This is a genomic window from Kitasatospora sp. NPDC101183 (assembly GCF_044767945.1).
Lineage (GTDB): Bacteria > Actinomycetota > Actinomycetes > Streptomycetales > Streptomycetaceae > Kitasatospora.
In genome coordinates this window covers 233,281-251,323 of sequence record NZ_JBIWOW010000003.1, presented here as the reverse complement: position 1 = coordinate 251,323, position 18,043 = coordinate 233,281, and the positions used below count along the sequence as shown (strand labels likewise).

Annotated in this window: 18 protein-coding genes and 1 riboswitch; of the genes, 17 read left to right on the top strand and 1 reads right to left on the bottom strand. The window is 73.5% G+C overall.

What is annotated here, in order from left to right:
* The first annotated feature begins 155 nt into the window (after nt 1–155).
* Genes ACIRRS_RS04940 through ACIRRS_RS04880 form a run of 13 tightly spaced genes read left to right on the top strand, consistent with a single transcriptional unit; the run spans nt 156 to nt 13,527 of the window.
* Complete coding sequence (locus ACIRRS_RS04940) at nt 156–1,364, top strand: DUF6421 family protein (protein ID WP_402965111.1); 1,209 nt, start codon at nt 156–158, stop codon at nt 1,362–1,364.
* On the top strand, nt 1,357–2,475 hold the full coding sequence (locus ACIRRS_RS04935) for a branched-chain amino acid aminotransferase (protein ID WP_402965108.1): 1,119 nt from the start codon (nt 1,357–1,359) through the stop codon (nt 2,473–2,475). The genes ACIRRS_RS04940 and ACIRRS_RS04935 overlap by 8 nt, the downstream gene beginning before the upstream one ends.
* Nucleotides 2,475–3,098 (top strand): bacilysin biosynthesis protein BacA, encoded by a 624-nt coding sequence (locus ACIRRS_RS04930; protein WP_402965105.1) that lies wholly within the window; start codon nt 2,475–2,477, stop codon nt 3,096–3,098. The genes ACIRRS_RS04935 and ACIRRS_RS04930 overlap by 1 nt, the downstream gene beginning before the upstream one ends.
* Entirely contained in the window at nt 3,095–4,333 is a 1,239-nt protein-coding gene (locus ACIRRS_RS04925; protein WP_402965103.1) for an MFS transporter, read from the top strand. The genes ACIRRS_RS04930 and ACIRRS_RS04925 overlap by 4 nt, the downstream gene beginning before the upstream one ends.
* On the top strand, nt 4,330–5,496 hold the full coding sequence (locus ACIRRS_RS04920; RefSeq protein WP_402965101.1) for a GNAT family N-acetyltransferase: 1,167 nt from the start codon (nt 4,330–4,332) through the stop codon (nt 5,494–5,496). Before ACIRRS_RS04925 ends, ACIRRS_RS04920 begins: the two co-directional genes overlap by 4 nt.
* Nucleotides 5,490–6,719, top strand: coding sequence for an acetyl-CoA carboxylase biotin carboxylase subunit family protein (locus tag ACIRRS_RS04915; RefSeq protein ID WP_402965099.1), 1,230 nt, complete (start codon nt 5,490–5,492; stop codon nt 6,717–6,719). Before ACIRRS_RS04920 ends, ACIRRS_RS04915 begins: the two co-directional genes overlap by 7 nt.
* Nucleotides 6,716–7,801, top strand: coding sequence for an aminotransferase class IV (locus ACIRRS_RS04910; protein ID WP_402965098.1), 1,086 nt, complete (start codon nt 6,716–6,718; stop codon nt 7,799–7,801). Before ACIRRS_RS04915 ends, ACIRRS_RS04910 begins: the two co-directional genes overlap by 4 nt.
* A 44-nt stretch (nt 7,802–7,845) precedes the next feature.
* Nucleotides 7,846–8,151: a ferredoxin family protein gene (locus ACIRRS_RS04905; RefSeq protein WP_402965095.1), complete on the top strand. Its 306-nt coding sequence runs from the start codon at nt 7,846–7,848 to the stop codon at nt 8,149–8,151.
* Between the two features lie 32 nt (nt 8,152–8,183).
* Nucleotides 8,184–9,722 (top strand): coproporphyrinogen-III oxidase family protein, encoded by a 1,539-nt coding sequence (locus tag ACIRRS_RS04900; RefSeq protein ID WP_402965092.1) that lies wholly within the window; start codon nt 8,184–8,186, stop codon nt 9,720–9,722.
* A gap of 1 nt (nt 9,723) precedes the next feature.
* On the top strand, nt 9,724–10,014 hold the full coding sequence (locus tag ACIRRS_RS04895) for an acyl carrier protein (protein WP_402965089.1): 291 nt from the start codon (nt 9,724–9,726) through the stop codon (nt 10,012–10,014).
* A gap of 6 nt (nt 10,015–10,020) precedes the next feature.
* Complete coding sequence (locus ACIRRS_RS04890; RefSeq protein ID WP_402965087.1) at nt 10,021–10,626, top strand: RBBP9/YdeN family alpha/beta hydrolase; 606 nt, start codon at nt 10,021–10,023, stop codon at nt 10,624–10,626.
* Complete coding sequence (locus tag ACIRRS_RS04885) at nt 10,613–12,187, top strand: amino acid adenylation domain-containing protein (protein WP_402965084.1); 1,575 nt, start codon at nt 10,613–10,615, stop codon at nt 12,185–12,187. The genes ACIRRS_RS04890 and ACIRRS_RS04885 overlap by 14 nt, the downstream gene beginning before the upstream one ends.
* A complete protein-coding gene (locus tag ACIRRS_RS04880) occupies nt 12,184–13,527 on the top strand; it encodes a S8 family serine peptidase (RefSeq protein ID WP_402965081.1) in 1,344 nt (447 codons plus the stop codon). The genes ACIRRS_RS04885 and ACIRRS_RS04880 overlap by 4 nt, the downstream gene beginning before the upstream one ends.
* Here ACIRRS_RS04880 and ACIRRS_RS04875 read toward each other — a convergent pair.
* Nucleotides 13,524–14,048 carry a GNAT family N-acetyltransferase gene (locus tag ACIRRS_RS04875; RefSeq protein WP_402965079.1) on the bottom strand — a complete coding sequence of 175 codons (525 nt, stop codon included), beginning with the start codon at nt 14,046–14,048 and terminating at the stop codon, nt 13,524–13,526. The genes ACIRRS_RS04880 and ACIRRS_RS04875 overlap by 4 nt on opposite strands.
* An 81-nt stretch (nt 14,049–14,129) precedes the next feature.
* Nucleotides 14,130–14,335, top strand: a riboswitch (cobalamin riboswitch).
* Nucleotides 14,336–14,423: 88 nt separating this feature from the next.
* On the opposite strand from ACIRRS_RS04875, the gene ACIRRS_RS04870 reads away from it, so the two are divergent.
* Genes ACIRRS_RS04870 through ACIRRS_RS04855 form a run of 4 tightly spaced genes read left to right on the top strand, consistent with a single transcriptional unit; the run spans nt 14,424 to nt 18,038 of the window.
* Entirely contained in the window at nt 14,424–15,437 is a 1,014-nt protein-coding gene (locus tag ACIRRS_RS04870; RefSeq protein WP_402965076.1) for an ABC transporter substrate-binding protein, read from the top strand.
* Nucleotides 15,434–16,513 carry a FecCD family ABC transporter permease gene (locus ACIRRS_RS04865; protein ID WP_402965073.1) on the top strand — a complete coding sequence of 360 codons (1,080 nt, stop codon included), beginning with the start codon at nt 15,434–15,436 and terminating at the stop codon, nt 16,511–16,513. The genes ACIRRS_RS04870 and ACIRRS_RS04865 overlap by 4 nt, the downstream gene beginning before the upstream one ends.
* Nucleotides 16,510–17,331 (top strand): ABC transporter ATP-binding protein, encoded by an 822-nt coding sequence (locus tag ACIRRS_RS04860; RefSeq protein ID WP_402965070.1) that lies wholly within the window; start codon nt 16,510–16,512, stop codon nt 17,329–17,331. Before ACIRRS_RS04865 ends, ACIRRS_RS04860 begins: the two co-directional genes overlap by 4 nt.
* Complete coding sequence (locus tag ACIRRS_RS04855) at nt 17,328–18,038, top strand: (2Fe-2S) ferredoxin domain-containing protein (protein ID WP_402965068.1); 711 nt, start codon at nt 17,328–17,330, stop codon at nt 18,036–18,038. The genes ACIRRS_RS04860 and ACIRRS_RS04855 overlap by 4 nt, the downstream gene beginning before the upstream one ends.
* Nucleotides 18,039–18,043 lie beyond the last annotated feature (5 nt).

Genomic DNA, 18,043 nt, shown 5'->3' with positions numbered 1-18,043 from the left:
CCTGGTCGGGCACTCCTGACTCCCCCGCTCCGGGGAGAAAATTCGCTCTCGATCTGCGGTGGAATCGGGTGTTAGGCTCCGCCGTGGCAGGGCTTTAGATGTGAACATCTCAAGAATCCGCGGCCTTCGGGTGTGCCGCGGGCGGGGGAGGATGTGTGCATCCGCGCACTCTTGCAAGCATCGTGGAATTCGAGCGCCGTATCGTTCCGCTGGTCGACCGTATCCGGGGATACCAAGTCGCCGACCAGCCCGAAGAGTTGAGAAATCTGGTCGAGGAGCTCCATGCGGAGCTGCGCCGTCTCGACGGTTCCGGTCTCATGACGAACCGTCAGATCGAGGCCACCGTCGCCGATTTGACCGAATGGGCGCGAACCGACTTCACCGAGCCGCCCCGATTCGACGCGACCAGGGACACCGTTCCCGCGCCGCGCGACCGCGAGGCCGCCGCCTACGTCGGCCCGGTCACCCTGCCCAACAGCGACCGGCGCGGCGCGGCCCTGGAGGCCTTCACCGTGGTGCGCCAGGACCCCGACTGCACCGCCGAGTTGCAGCGGACCTACCCGCACCCCAAGGCCGTCTTCCAGTCGACCCGGTTACTCTCGGCCTCGCAGGGGCTCCGCGAGGGCAACTGCGTGGTCTTCTTCCCGGAGAACATCCCCGCCGCGAAGCGCTGCGTAGACCAGGGCTTCGCCTGGTTCTTCTTCAACCGGCACGTGCGGATCTACGCCGACACGCTCGGCATCGTGTCCCGACTCTGCGGCCCCGGCTCGCCGTTCACCGGTGAGCAGCGGCTGGTCTCCGAGGGCGTCGACCCCGAGACCGTCTACCAGGCCCGATGTATCTGGGGCTACCTGCACGACTACTTCCACCACACCGGCCCGCGCCCGCTGGACCAGCACCTCTCGCTGAAGACCACCTGGCGGCCCGGCCTCCTCGAAGAACTCAAGGTCGACCTCAAGACGGCCGTGGCCTGCGCCGAGGAACAGGTCCCGTACGGCGACATCGTCTTCGAGTACGTCGTCCTGGAGCGCCTGTTCCGCTACCCGGCCCAGCCCGACCCCCTGCGCAACTTCGACTCCGGCACCGGATTCGCCCTCGGCACCTGGCTGTCCGAGCAGGGCCTGTTCAGGGTGGACGGCCAGGGGCGGCGCCGGCTCGGGAGCAAGGCCGAGATCGTCGCCTCCGCCCGCGAACTCATCGCCCTCGTCGAGGAGATCGAGACCCGCGAGGAGGACGAGGACTACCGCGCCGGGGCCGAGGATTTCCTGTTCAGCAGGCTGCTGACCAGGCCCGACAGCAAGAAGCAGCGCTACGGCGGCCCGCTCGCCCCGCTCTCCCTGTGGGGAGGCGAGGTCCATGTCTGAGCGCCTCACCGACGAGGAACTGGCCACCGCCCTCAAGGACCCGGGCTTCTGCCGGATGCGCACCGACCACGTGGGCGGCTTCGCCTGGGACGCGGCCACCGGCTGGTCCGGCCCGGGCGTCGGCCCGTACGCCGCCCTCGACCTCGACCCCACCGCCATGGTGCTGCACTACGGCCAGGCCGTCTTCGAGGGCCTCAAGGCCTTCCGGCGGCCCGACGGCGGCGCCGCCCTCTTCCGCCCCGCCGACCACGCCCGGCGCCTGCGCGCCTCCGCCGCCCGGCTGGCCATGGCCGAGCCGCCCGCCGACCTCTTCACCCGCGCCTGCGCCGAGCTGACCTCGGCCGAGGACCGCTGGATCCCCGGCGAGCCCGGGCAGGGCCTCTACCTGCGCCCGATCCTGCTCGCCACCGAGGCCGAACTGGGCCTGCGCGCCTCGCACCACTACCGCTGCACCGTCCTCGCCTCCCCCGCCGACCCCTGCTACGGGCGCGACTTCCGGCCCCTGTCGGTGCTGGCCGTCGACGAGGACGTGCGCGCGGTGCGCGGCGGCACCGGCGAGGCCAAGTGCGCCGGCAACTACGCGGCCAGCCTGCGGGCCCGCGACAGGGCGATGGCCGCCGGCTTCCACGAGGTGCTCTGGCTGGACGGCGTGGAACGGCGCTGGGTCGAGGAGCTCAGCACCATGAACGTGTTCTTCGTCTGGCGCGAGCCCGACGGCGAGGCGCTGCTCACCACCCCGCCCTGCACCGGCGCGATCATGCGCGGCATCACCCGCGACTCGCTGCTCACCCTCGCCGGGGACCTCGGCCTGCGGGCCGAGGAGCGGCCCACCTCGGTCGACGAGGTGGTGGAGGGCGTCCGCACCGGCCGCCTGACGGAGATGCTGGCCTGCGGCACCGCCGCCGTGGTGGTGCCCGTCGGCGACCTCACCGTGGCCGACCGGCGGCACACCGTCGGCGACGGCGGCGAGGGCCCGGTCACCGCCCGGCTGCGGCGCAGGCTCATCGAGCACCAGCACGGGCTGCGGCCCGACACCCACGGCTGGCTGTGGCCCGTACCGAACGTTCCCACCGGAGAAGCGACGACCGAAGGACGACGAGGGAGCTCGTGATGACTACCGCCCACGGCCGGGCGACGGTGGGGACCGAGGACCTGTCACGCCTGACGGCCATCCACACCCTGGGGCCCACCGGGACCAACCTGGAGAAGGCCGCGCACCACTGGTTCGCCGAGCGCGACCGGCCCGGCGCGGTGGTGCTGCACGCCGAGGTCGAGCACGGCCTCGACGCGATGCGCTTCGACGGCAGCGAGGCGATCCTCGCCTGCGCCGTCTACCCGCGCCTGCACGACCTGGTGTTCTCCAACCTGCACCGGCTCGTCATGGTGGACAGCTTCCTGCTGGACACCCACCACATGGTGCTGGCCGGCCGCACCGCCGACACCCCGCTGTCCGCCATCGTCACCCACCCCGCCCCCAGCTGCCTGGTCTCCGCGCGCGGCCCGATCAGCTACGCCAGCAGCAACTCCCAGGCGGCCGCGCTCTGCGCCGCCGGGCGGTACGACGCCTGCGTGACCACCGGCCCGGCCGCCCGCGCGGCCGGACTGACCGTGGTCGAGGACTTCGGACCGGTGCCCATGGTCTTCACCCTGCACCTCGGCATCCCGTACGGCGAGGCCCCGCGAACCGCACCCCCGCACCGCAGCCGGGCCGCCGCCGACCGGGACGAGGCATGACGCAGACCGCACCGCCCCACCCCCACACCCCCACCGTCCCGCACCTCCCCTCCGCCTTCCGCACCCTGCTCGCGGGCGAGGCCGTCTCGGCCGCCGGTTCGCAGTTCACCCTGATCGCGGTGCCCTTCCTGGCCGCGACGGAGCTGGACGCCAGCGCCTCCCAACTGGCGCTCCTCAGCGGCGCCCAGTTCCTCCCGGCACTGCTGGTCACCCCGATCGCCGGGAAGCTCGCCGACCTGCACGACCGGGCGCCGCTGCTCTACCTCTCGCACCTGGCGCGCTTCGCGCTGCTGGTCGCGGTGATCGTGCTGGCCGAGCTCGGCGGGCTCGACTACTGGACGCTGTTCGCCGCCTCCATGCTGCTGGGCGCGGGCACCGCTCTGTTCGACACCGCCCTGCTCGCCTACGTCCCCGACACCGTCGAGCCCGCCGAACTGACCAAGGCCAACGGCCAGTTGGCCGTGGTCTACGCGGTGGCCCAGTCGGCCGGTCCGGCCGCCGGCGGCCTGCTGGTCTCCGGCCTCGGCCCGGTGCTGGCCCTGGGCGTGGACGCCCTCTCGTACGCGGGCGGCGGCGCGGCCCTGCGGCTGCGCCGGCGGCCCGCCCGGCACAAGGCCGCCCGGGGCGCGGCCCGCATCCGGGACGGCTTCACCGAGGTGCTGCGCAACGACCCGCTGCGCCGCCTGGTCTCCGCCGGAACGCTCTTCAACCTGGCCGAACAGGTCGCGCTGAGCGTGCTGTTCGTCGCCGTGGTGCGGGAGGCGGACCGCTCGGTCGCGCTGATCGGCTTCGGCTTCAGCGCCGCCGGCCTGGGCAGCGTGGCCGGCGCCTGGGCCTCGCGCCGCTTCGGCGGCGGGGACGGCGACCGGTCCTGGGTCTGGGCGCTCGCCCTCTCCCAGGCGGCGCTGCTGGCGGCCCTGTGGTCCTTCACCTGGGTGCGCCACGGCGAGCCGCTGTTCCTCGCCACCATGCTGGTGTACGGACTGGCCATCGCCTTCTACAACGTCCACTCGCTGACGAGGCGTCAGAAGCTGGCGCCGGAGGGGATGCTGGGCCGCGTCAACGCCGTCTACCGGACCCTCGCCTACGGCAGCATCCCGGTCGGCTCCGCGCTGGCCGCCCTGCTGGTCACCGTCACCACCGCACCCGTGGCGGCCGCCGTCGCCGCCCCCCTCAGCCTGCTCGCCACCGCGATCCTGGCCCGCGGCACCTACACGACGGGGAACGCAGAATGAACAGAACCACCGTGCCCGTGATCCGGGAGGAGCGGGCGATCGACGCCCTGGACGCGCCCGGCGGTAGAGGCGAGGCGGGCGAGGCCGACGCCTGGCTGGACCGCCCTGGCTTCTACAGCTCCCGGCGCTGGACGCGCTCCCAGGAGGGCGACCGCGGCTTCGACACCCGCTACCTGGCCTGCCACGGCGGCCCGGGCGGCGAACTGCGCGCCCTGGTCCCCTTCCACCGCCTGGCCGGCGGGGACAGCAACCCGCTGTACAACGAGACCACCGTGCTCGCCGACAACCCCGGCGTGCAGGTCCTGGCCGGCTCCCGGACGGGCTACGACAACCGGATCCTGCTGCACCCCGGCTGCTCCCCCGCCGAACGCGCCGACCTGCTCACCGCCGTCACCGCCCACCTCCTCGACCGGGCCCGCGAGGCGGGGGCGGACCACGTCTCCTGGTGGTACCTGCCGGCCGCCGAGGCCGAGGAACTGGCCGCGCTCACGGGCTTCGCCACCGCGAGCACCCCCTGCCTGCCCAGTGCCGTGATCCCGCTCTCCCCGGGCGGCTTCGAGGACCACCTGGCCGGGCTGCCCGCCGCCCGCCGCGCCCTCGTCCGCCGCGACCTGCGCCGGGTCGCCTCCGGCGGGTACACCGCGCACACCGCCCCGGCCGACCCGGCCACCGTCGAGCAGTACGCCCCGCTGGTCTGCCAGGTGCAGCGCCGCCACGGCGAGGACCTCAGCGAGGAGGGCGCCGTACGGTACCTGCGCCGCTGCCTGGGCTCCGGCCTCGGCCCGGACGCGGTCATCACCGAGGTGCTGGCCGCCGACGGCGCCCTGGCCGCGTTCAGCCTGGGCATCCGGCACGGCCGCGCGCTGTACATGCGGGTCTTCGGCTGCGACTACGCGGGCGGGCACGGCGCCTCGGGCGAGTACTTCGAGGCCACCCTTCACGGCCCCGCCCGGTACGCGCTCGCGCTCGGCCTGTCCGAGCTGCACCTCGGCGTCACCTCCTACCGCGCGAAGTCGCTGCGCGGCGCCCGGCTGCTGAACCGCCGGGTGGTCCTGGTCGCCGCCTCGCCGGACCGCCTGCCGGCGCTCGCCCCCGACTGGGGCTTCCTCGGGGACGACGCGCGGTTCCTCACCCGTCCCGCCCTGGAGGCCGTCCCGTGCTAGTCATCGTCCAACCGCTCTCCGCCGGCGTGGCCCTGGCCCGGCAGGCGGTCCTGGCCGGCCATCCGTGCCTGATACCCACCGAGTTCCCGGAGCTGCTGCCGCCCGAGGTCCACGCGGGCGCCGAGGTCGTCGACTGGCGGCCCGGGGCGGGCGTGCCCGCGCTGCTGGAGCTGGTCGAGCGGGCCGGGGCCGCGCCCGCCGGGGTGATCGCCGGGTTCGAGTACGTGGTGCCCGAGGCGGCCGAACTGGCCCGCGCCCTCGGGCTGCCCGGGCTCAGCCGGGCCAGCGCCGAGGCCGTACGGCAGAAGGACCTGATGCGGGCCCGGTGCACCGAGCGCGGCATCGCCGTCCCCGGCTCGGTGGCCGTGCCACCCGGGCCGGTGGGCGCGGCGCCGTTCCGCTACCCCGTGGTGGTCAAGCCGGTGGACTGCGGCGGCAGCCTGATGGTGCGGCTGGCCCGCGGCGACGCCGAGTACGCCGCCGCCTGCGCCGAGATCCACGGCGCGGGCGCCGACCAGGTCAAGTTCCACCCCAACCCGCGCCGGGTGGCCCTGGTCGAGGAGTACGTGGAGGGGCCGGAGTTCTCCGTGGAGGGCTGGGTGGACGGGGGCGGCACGCACGTCGCCAGCGTCACCACCAAGTACGTCTCCGCCCCGCCCTGGTTCTTCGAGACGGGCCACATCGCCACACCGCCCGGGCAGTCCCCGTACGGGGAGCTGCTGACCGGCTTCACCGAGCGGGTGGTGGCGGCCTTCGAGCTCACGGCCGGGCCCTTCCACCTGGAGGCCCGGGTGGACGCCTCCGGCCGTCCGGTGCTGATCGAGATCGGCGCCCGCCTCGCCGGGGACAGCATCCCCGAGCTGGTGCTGGCCGGCCCCGGCGTCGACCTCGGCCTCGCGGCGGTGGACGCCGCCTGCGGCCGCCGCCACCCCGAGCCGGGCCCCGACGGGCGCAGCGCCGGCCTGGCCTTCGTCACCACCGACCGTCCCGGGGTCTTCGCCGGCACCGTCTCCGGTCTCGAACCCTACGTCGGGGCACCGGAGTTCGAGCGCCTGGTCTGGGAGGCCGAGGCCTCCGAGGTGCTCGACCCCGACGACATCTTCCACAACCGCGTCGCCCAAGTGCACTTCCGGGGCGACCTCGCACAGGTCCAGCGGCTGGTCTCCGGCGTCCTGAGGGACGCCCGCGTCGACATCACCGACAAGGAAGGCATCCACGCGTGAGCAAGAACAACGAACTGGTCGTCAGGCCGACCGCCGAGCCCCGCCCGAAGCCGGCCGAGGGCGAGGCCGCCCTCACCGACCACGCGCTGTCCATGCGCTGGACGAAGCGCCGCTCCTGGCACGCGCTGACCGTCGCCGACCGCGACGACCTGCCCCGGGTGCGGCCCACCGCCCCGGGCGTCAGGTTCGGGCAGACCGTGGTCGACGAGTTCAACGCCCACCGGATGAACGACGGCTCGATCGCGGTCTTCCGGCCCGACAGCCACGTCAAGCGGCTCAACAACGGGGCCCGCCGGATGGCCCTGCCGCTGGTCGACTTCGACCAGCTGTGGGCCGCCGTACGGCAGTTGGTCGAGCTGGACGCGAACTGGCTGCCCGAGGCCCCCGGTTCGGCGCTGCAGCTGCGCTGCGTGCTGACGGCGGACGGCGACGCCGCCGCCTCCCGTCCGGCGCCCGCCGAGGCGGCACTGCTCCAGGTGGTGGCCTCGCCCCTGGCCGTCGGCGGCCCCGCCGCTGCGGTGCGGGCGATGGTGAGCGAGGAGTACGCCCGGGCCTGGCCCGGCGGCCTCGGCGACGTCAACGCCGCCGGCACCCGGGGCGGCTGCGTGGTGCCGGGCGAGATCGCCGCCAACTACGGCTGCGGGCACGTGCTCTGGCTGGACGCGGCGCAGCACCGCACGATCGAGCAGATCGACGGGATGAACGTCTTCCTCGTCGTCGACGGCGTGCTGACCACCCCGGCACTGGACCGCAGCGTCCTTCCCGGCGTCCTGAGGGACTCGGTGATCAAGCTGGCCCGGGACGGCGGCGCCACCGTCGTCGAGCGGGCCGTGGAGCTGGCCGAGGTGCTCAAGGGCGCCGCCGACGGCCAGGTCACCGAGTGCTTCGCCACCTCCGACGAGACCGGCGTCCTGCCGGTCGGCGCCCTGCTCCACCAGGGCGTCGAGCACCGGCTCGGCGACGGCCCGGGCCCGGTCACGCGGCGCTACGCCGCCCTGGTGGACGGCATCCGCCGCGGCGAGGAGACCGACCGGTTCGGCTGGATGCGGCGGCTGACCGAGGTGTCCGCCGTCCGCGCCTGATCCGGCCCCGCACACCGACACGACAGCGGAAGGAGTCAACACCCATGGCCTATGTCGTCACCGACGAGTGCATCGGCTGCAAGTACACGGACTGCGTGGACGTCTGCCCGGTGACCTGCTTCCACGAGGGCCCGGACATGCTCTACATAGACCCCGAGGAGTGCATCGACTGCAACGCCTGCGTCTCCGAGTGCCCGCCCGAGGCGATCTGGGCGGACGTCGACCTGCCGGAGGACAAGCTCGGCTGGATCCAGATCAACGGGGACATGAGCCAGCAGTTCCCGGTGATCTACGAGAGCAGGGGTACCAAGGGCGAGCCCTCCACCGAGGGCGCCGCCGAGTCCGACTGACCGATCCGTTCGACCGAGGCGGGAGCCGAGAGATGACCATCGAGATCGAGAACGCCTTCATGCTGGGCCTGGACTCGAACTTCTACCTGAAGGACGACTTCGAGAGCCCCGAGAAGCGCACCAACGTCACCTGGTTCTACCCCAAGATCTGCGGTTTCCAGGACGCGCTGACCGACGAGGCGCAGAAGGCCGAGTACTTCTCCTTCCTGGACAGGCAGAGCCACCCCGAGCAGACCGACATCCTGCTCTACTTCCACATCCCGTTCTGCGAGGCGTTCTGCAACTTCTGCGCCTGCTTCAAGGAGTCGGCGGCGAAGTACCAGGGCGAGCGCCAGAAGCGGTTCGTCCGGGCCATGGTGAAGGAGATCGAGCGCAACGCGCGGTCGAAGTACTTCCAGGGCACGAAGATCAAGTACGTCCAGTTCGGCGGCGGCACGCCGTCCGCGCTGGAGCAGGACTCGATGGCCACCATCCTGGAGGCCGTGCACCGCGAGTTCGACCTCAGCGAGGTCAGCGGCATCTCCCTGGAGGGCAGCCCGCTGGGGCTCTGCCAGGACGGCTACGTGGAGATGCTCAAGGCGCAGGGCATCACCCGGATCTCCTTCGGCGTGCAGACGCTGAACGAGGACATCCGGCGCAAGCTCACCATCAAGGCCAGCGTCGAGCAGGTGTACCAGACGGCCGAGAACATCCGTAAGGCCGGCATCCGCACCTTCGCGCTGGACCTGATGTACAACCTCCCCGCCCAGGACGAGGCGGTGCTGGCCCGCGACGTCGAGGGCATCTGCGCGGAGCTGCGCCCCAGCTTCGTCCAGACCTACCGGTTCAACCAGTGGGAGGGCACCCGGCTCGACCAGCAGATCCGGGCCGGCAAGGTGAGCGAGGTCAAGCCCTCGGGCTCCATCGAGCGCGACCAGTACGTGCAGATCAAGGACAGCCTGGCCGCGTACGGCTACGACAAGCAGCTCCTGATCAACTTCTTCACCCACCTGGACGACGCGGGCGAGATCGGCCTCGACCACGCCTGCGGCGGCAACGGCTACCGCGCCAGCTACACCCTGGGCATCGGGCCGGCCGCCGAGAACTACATGGGCGAGCGCAGCTTCCGCAACCACACCGACGTCGAGCGCTGGATGAAGGAGGTGGAGGAGGGGATCATCCCGATCGAGCAGGGCCGGATCTGCAGCGAGGACGAGGTCGAGAACCGGGTGATGGTCTTCTTCCCCGTCTTCGGGAGCGTGAAGAAGGCGAAGGTCGCCAACCTGGAGAAGTACCGGCGGGAGATCGACTGGCTGGTCCGCGGCGGCTACGCGGTCGAGACGGACGAGGAGATCACCCTGACCGAGGTCGGCCGGGAGAACGCCGGGAACATCGCCTTCCTCTTCTACTCCGACGAGGAGAAGGCCCGGGCCCGCCGGACGATGTACCTGTCGCTGAAGAACAAGCGCAACCCGTTCCACCAGGACGAGATGAACATCCCGCGCACCCCCGTCTACCTCCAGCTGCGCCGGCCCGAGCCGGCCGCCGCGGCCCCCGAGACGGCGAAGGCCGCGTCGGAGGGTGGCAACTGAGGTGAGCACCCAGGCCGGGCCCCTGACGCGGGCCCAGATCGAGGACGACCTGCGCTCCGTCGTGGCGCAGATCTTCCCGCACCAGAACGTCGAACTCACCACCGACACCCCGCTGTTCAACGGCGGGCTGTCGCTCAACTCGACCCAGATGATCGAACTCACCCTGGCCTTCGAGACGTACTACGACATCGAGCTGGAGCCGGAGCTGCTCACGGTGGAGAACTTCGCCACCCTCGGCGCGCTGGCCGCCCTGCTGGAGGAGCAGCTCGCCGACGAGGACCAGGACGTCTGAGCCGCGATGACCACTCGACCGCCGACCCGACCGCCGATCCGGATCGTGCTGATCCACGGCAACGCCGGCGCCAGCGTGGAGGGCATCTGGTTCCCGTACCTGAAACGGGAGTTGGAGCGTCTGGGCCACCAGGTGGTGGCCCGGACGTTCCCCGACCCGATCAAGGGCCGGATGCGGTACTGGCTGCCGTACCTCACCGAGGAGATCCGGCCCGACGAGCGGACCGTCATCGTCGGGCACTCCTCCGGCGCCCTGGCGGCCCTGCGCTACGCCGAGACGGCCCCCCTGCTCGGCACCTTCGCCGTGGCCGGGCACCACACCGACTGCGGCTTCGAACTCGAGCGCCGCAGCGGGTTCTTCGACCGGCCGTGGGACTGGGAGGCGATCCGGCGCAACCAGCGCTTCATCGTCCAGTTCCACTCCAAGGACGACCCGTGGGTGCCGGTGGACGTCGCCGAGGAGCTGCACCGGCTCACCGGCAGCGACTTCACGCTCATGGACGGCATGGGCCACTTTGGCTCCTACGAGCAGCAGATGGACACCTTCCCCGAGCTGCTGGCGGCCGTCCGCCGGGAGCTGGCCGCGCACGGAGGCGCCGATGACGGGCAGTGAGCCCGGGCTCGCACTGGTCGACCAGGTCCTGGACGGCCGGGCCGACAGCGGGGCCACCGCCGTGGTCGACCTGGCCACCGGCGAGCAGGTCGACTACCGCGCCCTGACCCGGCGCGTCCAGGCCCTGGCCGACCTGCTGCGCCACCACGGCGTCCGGCGGCACGGCACCGTGGCCATGGTGCTGGACAAGTCCGTGGACGCGGTGGTCTGCATGCTGGCCGCGCTGCGGGCCGGCGCGCGGTACGTCCCGATCGACGAGTCCCTCCCGCCGGCCCGGGTGGCCCTGGTCCTCGACCGCTGCCGCCCGGACGTCACCGTGGTGCACCCGCCGTACCGGGAGCTGCTCGCGGGCGCCCCGGCCGGCACGGTGCTCACGGCCGTCCGCGCCGGGGAGTCCGACACCGGTACGTGCTGGGACGTCCGGGCGGAGGCGGAGCACCGCGCCGAGGGGTACGGCGAGCGAAGCCCCGAGGACCACGCGTACACGATCTTCACCTCGGGCTCCACCGGCGGCCCCAAGGGCGTGGAGATCAGCCACCGCAACGTCTGCGCCCTGCTCGACGGCGTGCAGCAGGTCGTCGGCTTCGAGGAGGGCATGCGCTACCTCAACGTGGCGCCGCTCTTCTTCGACGCCTCGGTGGTCGACCTCTACTCCACCTTCCTGGTCGGCGGCAGCGTCCACCTGCTGCCCCGGCTGCGGATGGCCACCCAGATCACCCAGGCCCTGGAGCAGTGGCGGATCACCGACACCCTGCTGGTCCCCTCCGTGATCCGGATGCTGGTCGGCCGCTTCGGCGACCTGGGCCGGCGCGACGTCGGCGCCTGGCGCCGGATCTGGTTCGGCGGCGAGTCCTGCCCCGTCCCCCTGCTGCGCGCCCTCGACAAGCAGGTGCCCGGGCTGACGTACGTGCACGGGTACGGCCCGACCGAGACCACCCACAGCGCCACCCTCTTCCTCACCTCCGACCTGGCCGCCCAGCAGGAGGAGTTCCTGCCCATCGGCACCCCGCTGCCCGCCGTCACGGTCCAGGTGGTGGACGAGCTGCTGCGGCCGGTGCCCGAGGGCGCGGCCGGCGAACTGCTCATCGGCGGGCCCCAGGTGATGCACGGCTACCGCGACGACCCCGGGCGGACGGCCCAGGTGCTGGTCGAACGGGACGGCACCCGGTACTACCGTTCCGGGGACCTGGTGCGCCGCCGGGCCGACGGGCAGCTGGTCTTCCTCGGCCGGGGGGACGACGCCATGAAGATCAACGGGAACCTCGTCCACCTCTCCGAGGTCGAGACGGCCGCCCTCGCCCTGGACGGGATCGACGACTGCTGCGCCGTCCCGACCGAACACCCGCTCACCGGGCGGGCGATCACCCTGTTCGTCCGCTGCGCCCAGGAGGAACCGAAGGTCCGGGCCCGGCTGCACCGGGAGCTGAGCGCCACCCTGCCCCCGTACATGGTCCCGGCCCAGGTGGTCGTGCTGGCGGACGGCGAGGTGGGGCTGACGCCCACCGGCAAGCTCGACCGCGAGCACCTGCGCGCGCTCGCGGCGGAGCGGGGGGAGCGGTGATCGAGGACGAGGTCGAGGCGTTCACCCGGCGCGGCGTGCTGACGGTGGTCCCGCGCTCGGCCTCCGGCCGCGCCCTGGGCGAGGACCCGGCGGCCCTGCTGCGCCACCCCGTCGAGGAGTTCCTCCCGGCGCCGGCCACCGTCGACACCCTGGCCGAGGCCTTCACCCGGGAGGGGCTGCTCGTCGAGGCCCGTACCGAGGTCGGGCTCACCGTCAGCGGCGGCAACGAGCTGCTCGCCGAGGTGTTCGGCAGCGCCGTGCTGCCGGTGCGCAACCGGTACATCCGCGAGACCCGGCGGTTCGAGCCCGTCGCCCAGGGGCCGCTGCGCTCCCGGATCCACCCCGGGCTGATCGCCCAACTGGCGCCCCCGCGCTCGGGGTTCGAGCTCGGCGCGCCCAGCCCCACCCCGCCGCCCGTCGATCCGGCCCGGCACCTGCTGCTGCCCGAGGGCGCCGTCCGGCTGGCCCGGGCCGAGGAGGTCCACGCGGCCGGCCACCGGGGTGCCGGCGTCCGCGTCGTCATGGTGGACACCGGCCTGTACGACCACCCCCACCACCGCCGCCACGGCTACCGCACCCGGGTCGTCCCGGCGCTCTCCGCCCTCGACCCGGCCGTCGACGAACGCGGCCACGGCACCGCCATGTCGGCCCTGCTCCTCGCCGTCGCCCCCGACGTCGACCTGACCATGGTGAAGATGGCCAACGAGGGCTTCTCCTTCCCCGTGGCCGCCTTCCAACGGGCCGTCTCCCTCCGGCCCGAGGTGATCTCCTGCAGCTGGGGCACCCTGCGCGCCGAACCGCACCTCCACCTGGAGGTGGCCAACGCCCTGCGCCTGGGCACCACCGTCCTGTTCGCGGCCGGCAACGGCTCCACCGACCGCCCCACCGCCATGTTCCAGTCCGTCGCCACCCCCGGCACCATCACCGTCGGCGGCGTCCACCAGGGCCCGGAGGGCGGGCTGCGCGCGGCCGACCTCGCCTCCAGCTACCGCTCCGCCGTCTTCCCCGGCCGCGCGGTCCCCGACCTCTCCGGCCCCTGCGGGATGCTGCCCAACGGCAACTACGTCGTCTTCCCCACCCAGCCCGGCTGCCTCTTCGACCGCCGCAACAGCGCCTACGACGGCACCGCCCCCGACGACGGCTGGCTCGTCTCCAGCGGCACCTCCGGCGCCACCGCCTACGCCGCCGGCCTCGCCGCCCTCGCCCTCCAGCGCGGCCTGCGCCCCACCCCCGCCGCGCTGGCCCCCTACTGCCTCCCCGTCACCGAGGGCCGCTCCATCACCGGCGACCCCTGCCCCCCGGCCGTCGGCCACGGCCTCCTCACGGCCGCCCCCGTCTAGGCTTCTCCGGCCAGCAGCCCGAGCACGACCTGGTCCCTGAACTCCCCGTCCGCCCAGGCCGATCGGCGCAGCGTCCCCTCCACCGTGAAGCCCGCCCTGACGGCCGCGCGGACCATCGGCGTGTTCTCCGCGAGCGTCTCCAACTGGAGCCGGTTGAGGCCCAGCACCAGGAAGCCGTACCGGCACAGCGCTCCGACGACGTCCGCCGCGAATCCGCGCCCCCGGTGGCCCGGCAGCAGGGCCAGCCCCAGGTGGGCGCTGCGGTTGTGGGCGTCGATCCCCCACAGCAGGGCCTCGCCGGCCAGTTCGCCGGTGGCGGTCTCGACCACGGAGAAGCAGGCCGCCTCCTCGGAGGGCCCCGTGACCGCGTACGGGGACAGGGCCGGGTCCGGTGGGATCGGCCGCCAGGGGCGCGAGTCGGCGCGCGAGCGCGTCGCGACGTCCTCGTACAACTGCGCCTGGAGCACGGGGACATCGGCCTCGTGCCGGGCCCTCAGGGTGATGTGTTCGCCGAGTAGCATGTCACATTGCTAGCGTGCGGCAGGGGTCCTCGGCCAGCGGTTTTCCCCGGAGCCGGACGCCACCCCCCTTGACCACGCCTGATACGTTGCCCTGGCCGTGGTGTTCGGGAAACCGGTCTGATTCCGGTGCGGCCCTCGCCACTGTTGCCGCGGAGTTCCGCGGCCCTCGCTGACCGGCTGTTCCAGCCGTCAGGGCCACTGGGCGGGCTGGTAGAGCCGCCCGGGAAGGTCGGCCGCGGCGCGTCGATGCGGAAGCCAGGAGACCGGCCACGGCGCGACATGTTCCACGAGGGTTTTGGAGAACACGTGCCCAGCGCATCGCCGCGCCCGCATGCACCCATGCGTTCCGCGCGTCCCGTCCGTCCCATACGTCCTGTGCGTCCTGTACGTCCCACGAGCCCGGCCCGCGCCGGCCGGGCGACGGCCGCGTTCCTGCTCGTCGGCCTGCTCGGAGCCTGCACCAGCGCCCCCGCGCCCGACGCGCCCGCCGGGGCGACCGGCAGCGCCGCCCCGGTCAGCGTGGAGAACTGCGGGACGACGGTGACGGTCGCCGCGCCGCCCGCCCGGCTGGTGACCCTCAACCAGGGCGCCACCGAGGTCGCCCTGGCCCTCGGCCTGCAGTCCCGCATGGCCGGCACCGCCTACCTCGACGACGCCGTCCCGGAGAAGTGGAAGACGGCCTACGACTCCGTCCCGGTGCTCTCCAAGAAGTACCCGACGAAGGAGCAACTCCTCTCCGCCCGCCCCGACTTCCTGTACGCCTCCTACGCCAGCGCCTTCACCGACAAGGTCGCGGGCACCCGGGAGGAGCTGCTCGGCCAGGGCATCCCGTCGTACGTCTCCCCCTTCGGCTGCTCGGACAAGAGCAAGGCGGCGCCCACCACCTGGCAGTCCGTCTGGGGCGAGCTGAACGACGTCGCCAAGGCCTTCGGCGTCCCCGACCGGGCCGCCGCGATCCAGCAGCAGCAGGAGCAGCAGCTCGCCGGGTTCAAGGCGAAGGCCGCGGGCAAGGACCTGAAGGTCCTCTGGTACGACTCGGACACCAAGACCCCGTTCGTCGGCGCCGGCCACGGCGGCCCCCAGCTCGTGCTCGACGCCGTCGGCGCCCGCAACGTCTTCGCGGACCTGCCCGGCGGCTGGCAGAACACCAGCTGGGAGAAGGTCGTCGCGGCGGACCCGGACGTCATCGTGCTCGCGGACGCCGGCTGGGACACGGCACAGTCCAAGATCGAGTACCTGCAGAACGACCCGGTGATGAGCAGGCTCGGCGCCGTGCAGCGCAAGGCCTTCGTGGTCGTGCCCTTCTCGGAGTCGACCCCCGGGGTGCTGCTCGCCGACGGCGGCGCCCGGGTGTCCGACGGGCTGGGCCGACTGCACCCGGGGTCATGAGCACCGTGCCCCGCCCCGCCGTGCGGCGCCCCGGTCCGGGCCGCGCGGTGGCGGCCCTGGCCGTCGGCGCGGCCCTGCTGCTGGCCACGGTCCTCCTCGGCCTGGCCGTGGGCTCGCAGGACGAGCCCCTCGGGACGGTGATCGACGTCGTGGCGCGCCGCCTCGGGCTGGGCGACCCGCACGTGACGCTGCTGGACGACCAGATCGTCTGGCAGCTGCGCCTGCCCCGCGTCCTGGGGGCGGCCGCCACCGGCGCGGGCCTCGCGGTCTGCGGAGCGGTGCTCCAGACGCTGACCGGCAACGACCTGGCCGACCCCTTCCTCCTCGGCATCTCGGACGGCGCCGCCGCCGGAGCCGTCACCGTGATCGTCCTCGGCGTCGGCGTGACCGGCGCCGTGGGCACCGGCGCGGTGGCGACGGCGGCCTTCGCCGGGGCCCTGCTCGCCGCCGTCGTCGTCCTGGTGCTGGCCGGCGCGCGCACCCGGTCGCTGCCCACCGCGCGGACGGTGCTCGCCGGCATCGCCGTGGGGCAGATGTGCGGCGCCTTCACCTCCTTCGTGGTGATGGTCCTCGGGGACCGCGACGCGGCGCGCGGCGTCATGGAGTGGACGCTCGGCTCGGTCGCCGGGGTGCGGTGGCCCACCGCCCTCTTCCTGGTCGCGGTCGCGGTGGCCGGCGTCACCGTCCTGGCCTCCTCGGCCCGCGACCTGGACGCCTTCGCCTTCGGCGAGACCGCCGCCCGCTCCCTCGGCGTCCACGTCGACCGCACCCGCTGGCTCCTCGTCGCCACCGCCGCCCTGGTGACGGCCTGCCTGGTCGCCCACACGGGCGTCATCGGCTTCCTCGGCCTGGTCGTCCCGCACGTGGTCCGCCTCCTCTGCGGCCCGCGCCACGCCCTGCTGCTGCCCGTGTCGGCCCTGGTGGGCGCGTCCCTCCTGGTCGGCAGCGACATCCTGGCGCGCTCACTCCTCACCGACCGGGAGATCCCCGTGGGCGTCGTCACCGCCGGGCTCGGAGCGCCCTTCTTCGCCTGGCTGCTGTGGCGCCAGGGCCGGGCCGACGGGAGGACGCAGTGACGGGGACGCCACCACCGGTCGACCTGCGCGCCGAGGGGCTCGGCGTGCGCATCGGCGCGGCGACCCTGCTCGACTCGGTCTCGCTCGCCTTCGCCCCCGGCCGCATCACGGGCCTGCTCGGGCCCAACGGCGCCGGGAAGACCACCCTGCTGCGCGCCGTCGCCGGACTGACCCGGCCGAGCGCGGGCCGCGTCCTCCTCGACGGCGAGGACCTCCACGCGCTCACCGCCCGCCGGCGGGCGCGCCGGGTCGCCTTCATGGAGCAACAGGCGGACACCCGGCTGTCACTGACGGTCCATCAGGTCGTCGAACTCGGACGCACGCCGCACCGGGGCCGCTGGCCCGTGCCGCCGAACTCCGCCGCCGACGCCCACGAGCGGTCCGTGATCGCCGAAGCCGTCGCCGCGGCCGACATCGGCCACCTGCTCGACCGCTCCTGGCCGACGCTGTCGGGCGGCGAGCGCCAGCGGGTCCAGCTCGCGCGGGCGCTGGTGCAGGAGCCGGACGTGCTCCTGCTCGACGAGCCCACCAACCACCTCGACCTGCGCCACCAGCTCGGCTTCCTCGCCACCGTACGGGGGCTGGGCATCACCACCGTCGCCGCGCTGCACGACCTCGAACTCGCCGCCGCCTACTGCGACGAGGCCGCCGTCCTGCTCGACGGCCGGCTCGTCGCCCACGGGCGCAGCTCCGAGGTGCTCACCTCACCGATGATCGCGGACGTCTACGGCGTCGACGCCACCGTGGAGCGGCACCCCCTCCACGACAGGCCGCACATCCGCTGGAACGGACTGCTCCCCGAAGGGACTTCGCCATGACCTCGCCCGACCCCGGCGGCGCCGTGCTCCTGGTGGGCATGTCCGCCGAGGAGGCCGTCCGCCGCGACGAACTCCTCCGCGCGGCGGCCTCCCACCGCGCCTCGATCGCCTTCCTGCAGATGGCGGACCCGTCGCTCTCCACCGAGCTGACCAGGCTGGCCGACACGGGGGTCGAGGCGGTGACCGTGATCGGCCTGCGCCTCGCGGCCACCGGCCCGGCCCACTCCTGGCTGCGGCGGATCGCCGCGCACTGGTGGCGCGAGCGCACCGGCCACCGCCCCGAACTCCTCGTCGCGACCCGCCTCGCCGACTCCCCGGAGGCCGTCCCCGTGGTGGCCGCAGTGACGAAGGCCATCGCCGGCGCGGAGCCCGGCCTCACCTCGGCGGCCTGGGAGGAGGTGCCCGGCCACCGGCACCAGGTCCTGGTGTGCCGCGGCCCGCGCTGCGCGGCCCTGGGCGCGGAGGAGGGCGCGCGCGCCCTGGCCCGGACGCTGTCCGAGCAGGGCCTCGGCGACGACGACGTCCTCGTCACCCAGACGGGCTGCCAGTTCCCCTGCAACCAGGCCCCCGTCGCCAGCGTGCAGCCGGACGACGTCTGGTACGGAGGGATCGACGCGGCCACCGCCGACCGCATCGTCACCGAGCACCTCATCGGCGGCCGCCCGGTCGAGTCCCACCGGCTCCCCCGCCACCGGAGGGCCCGCTAGGGCCG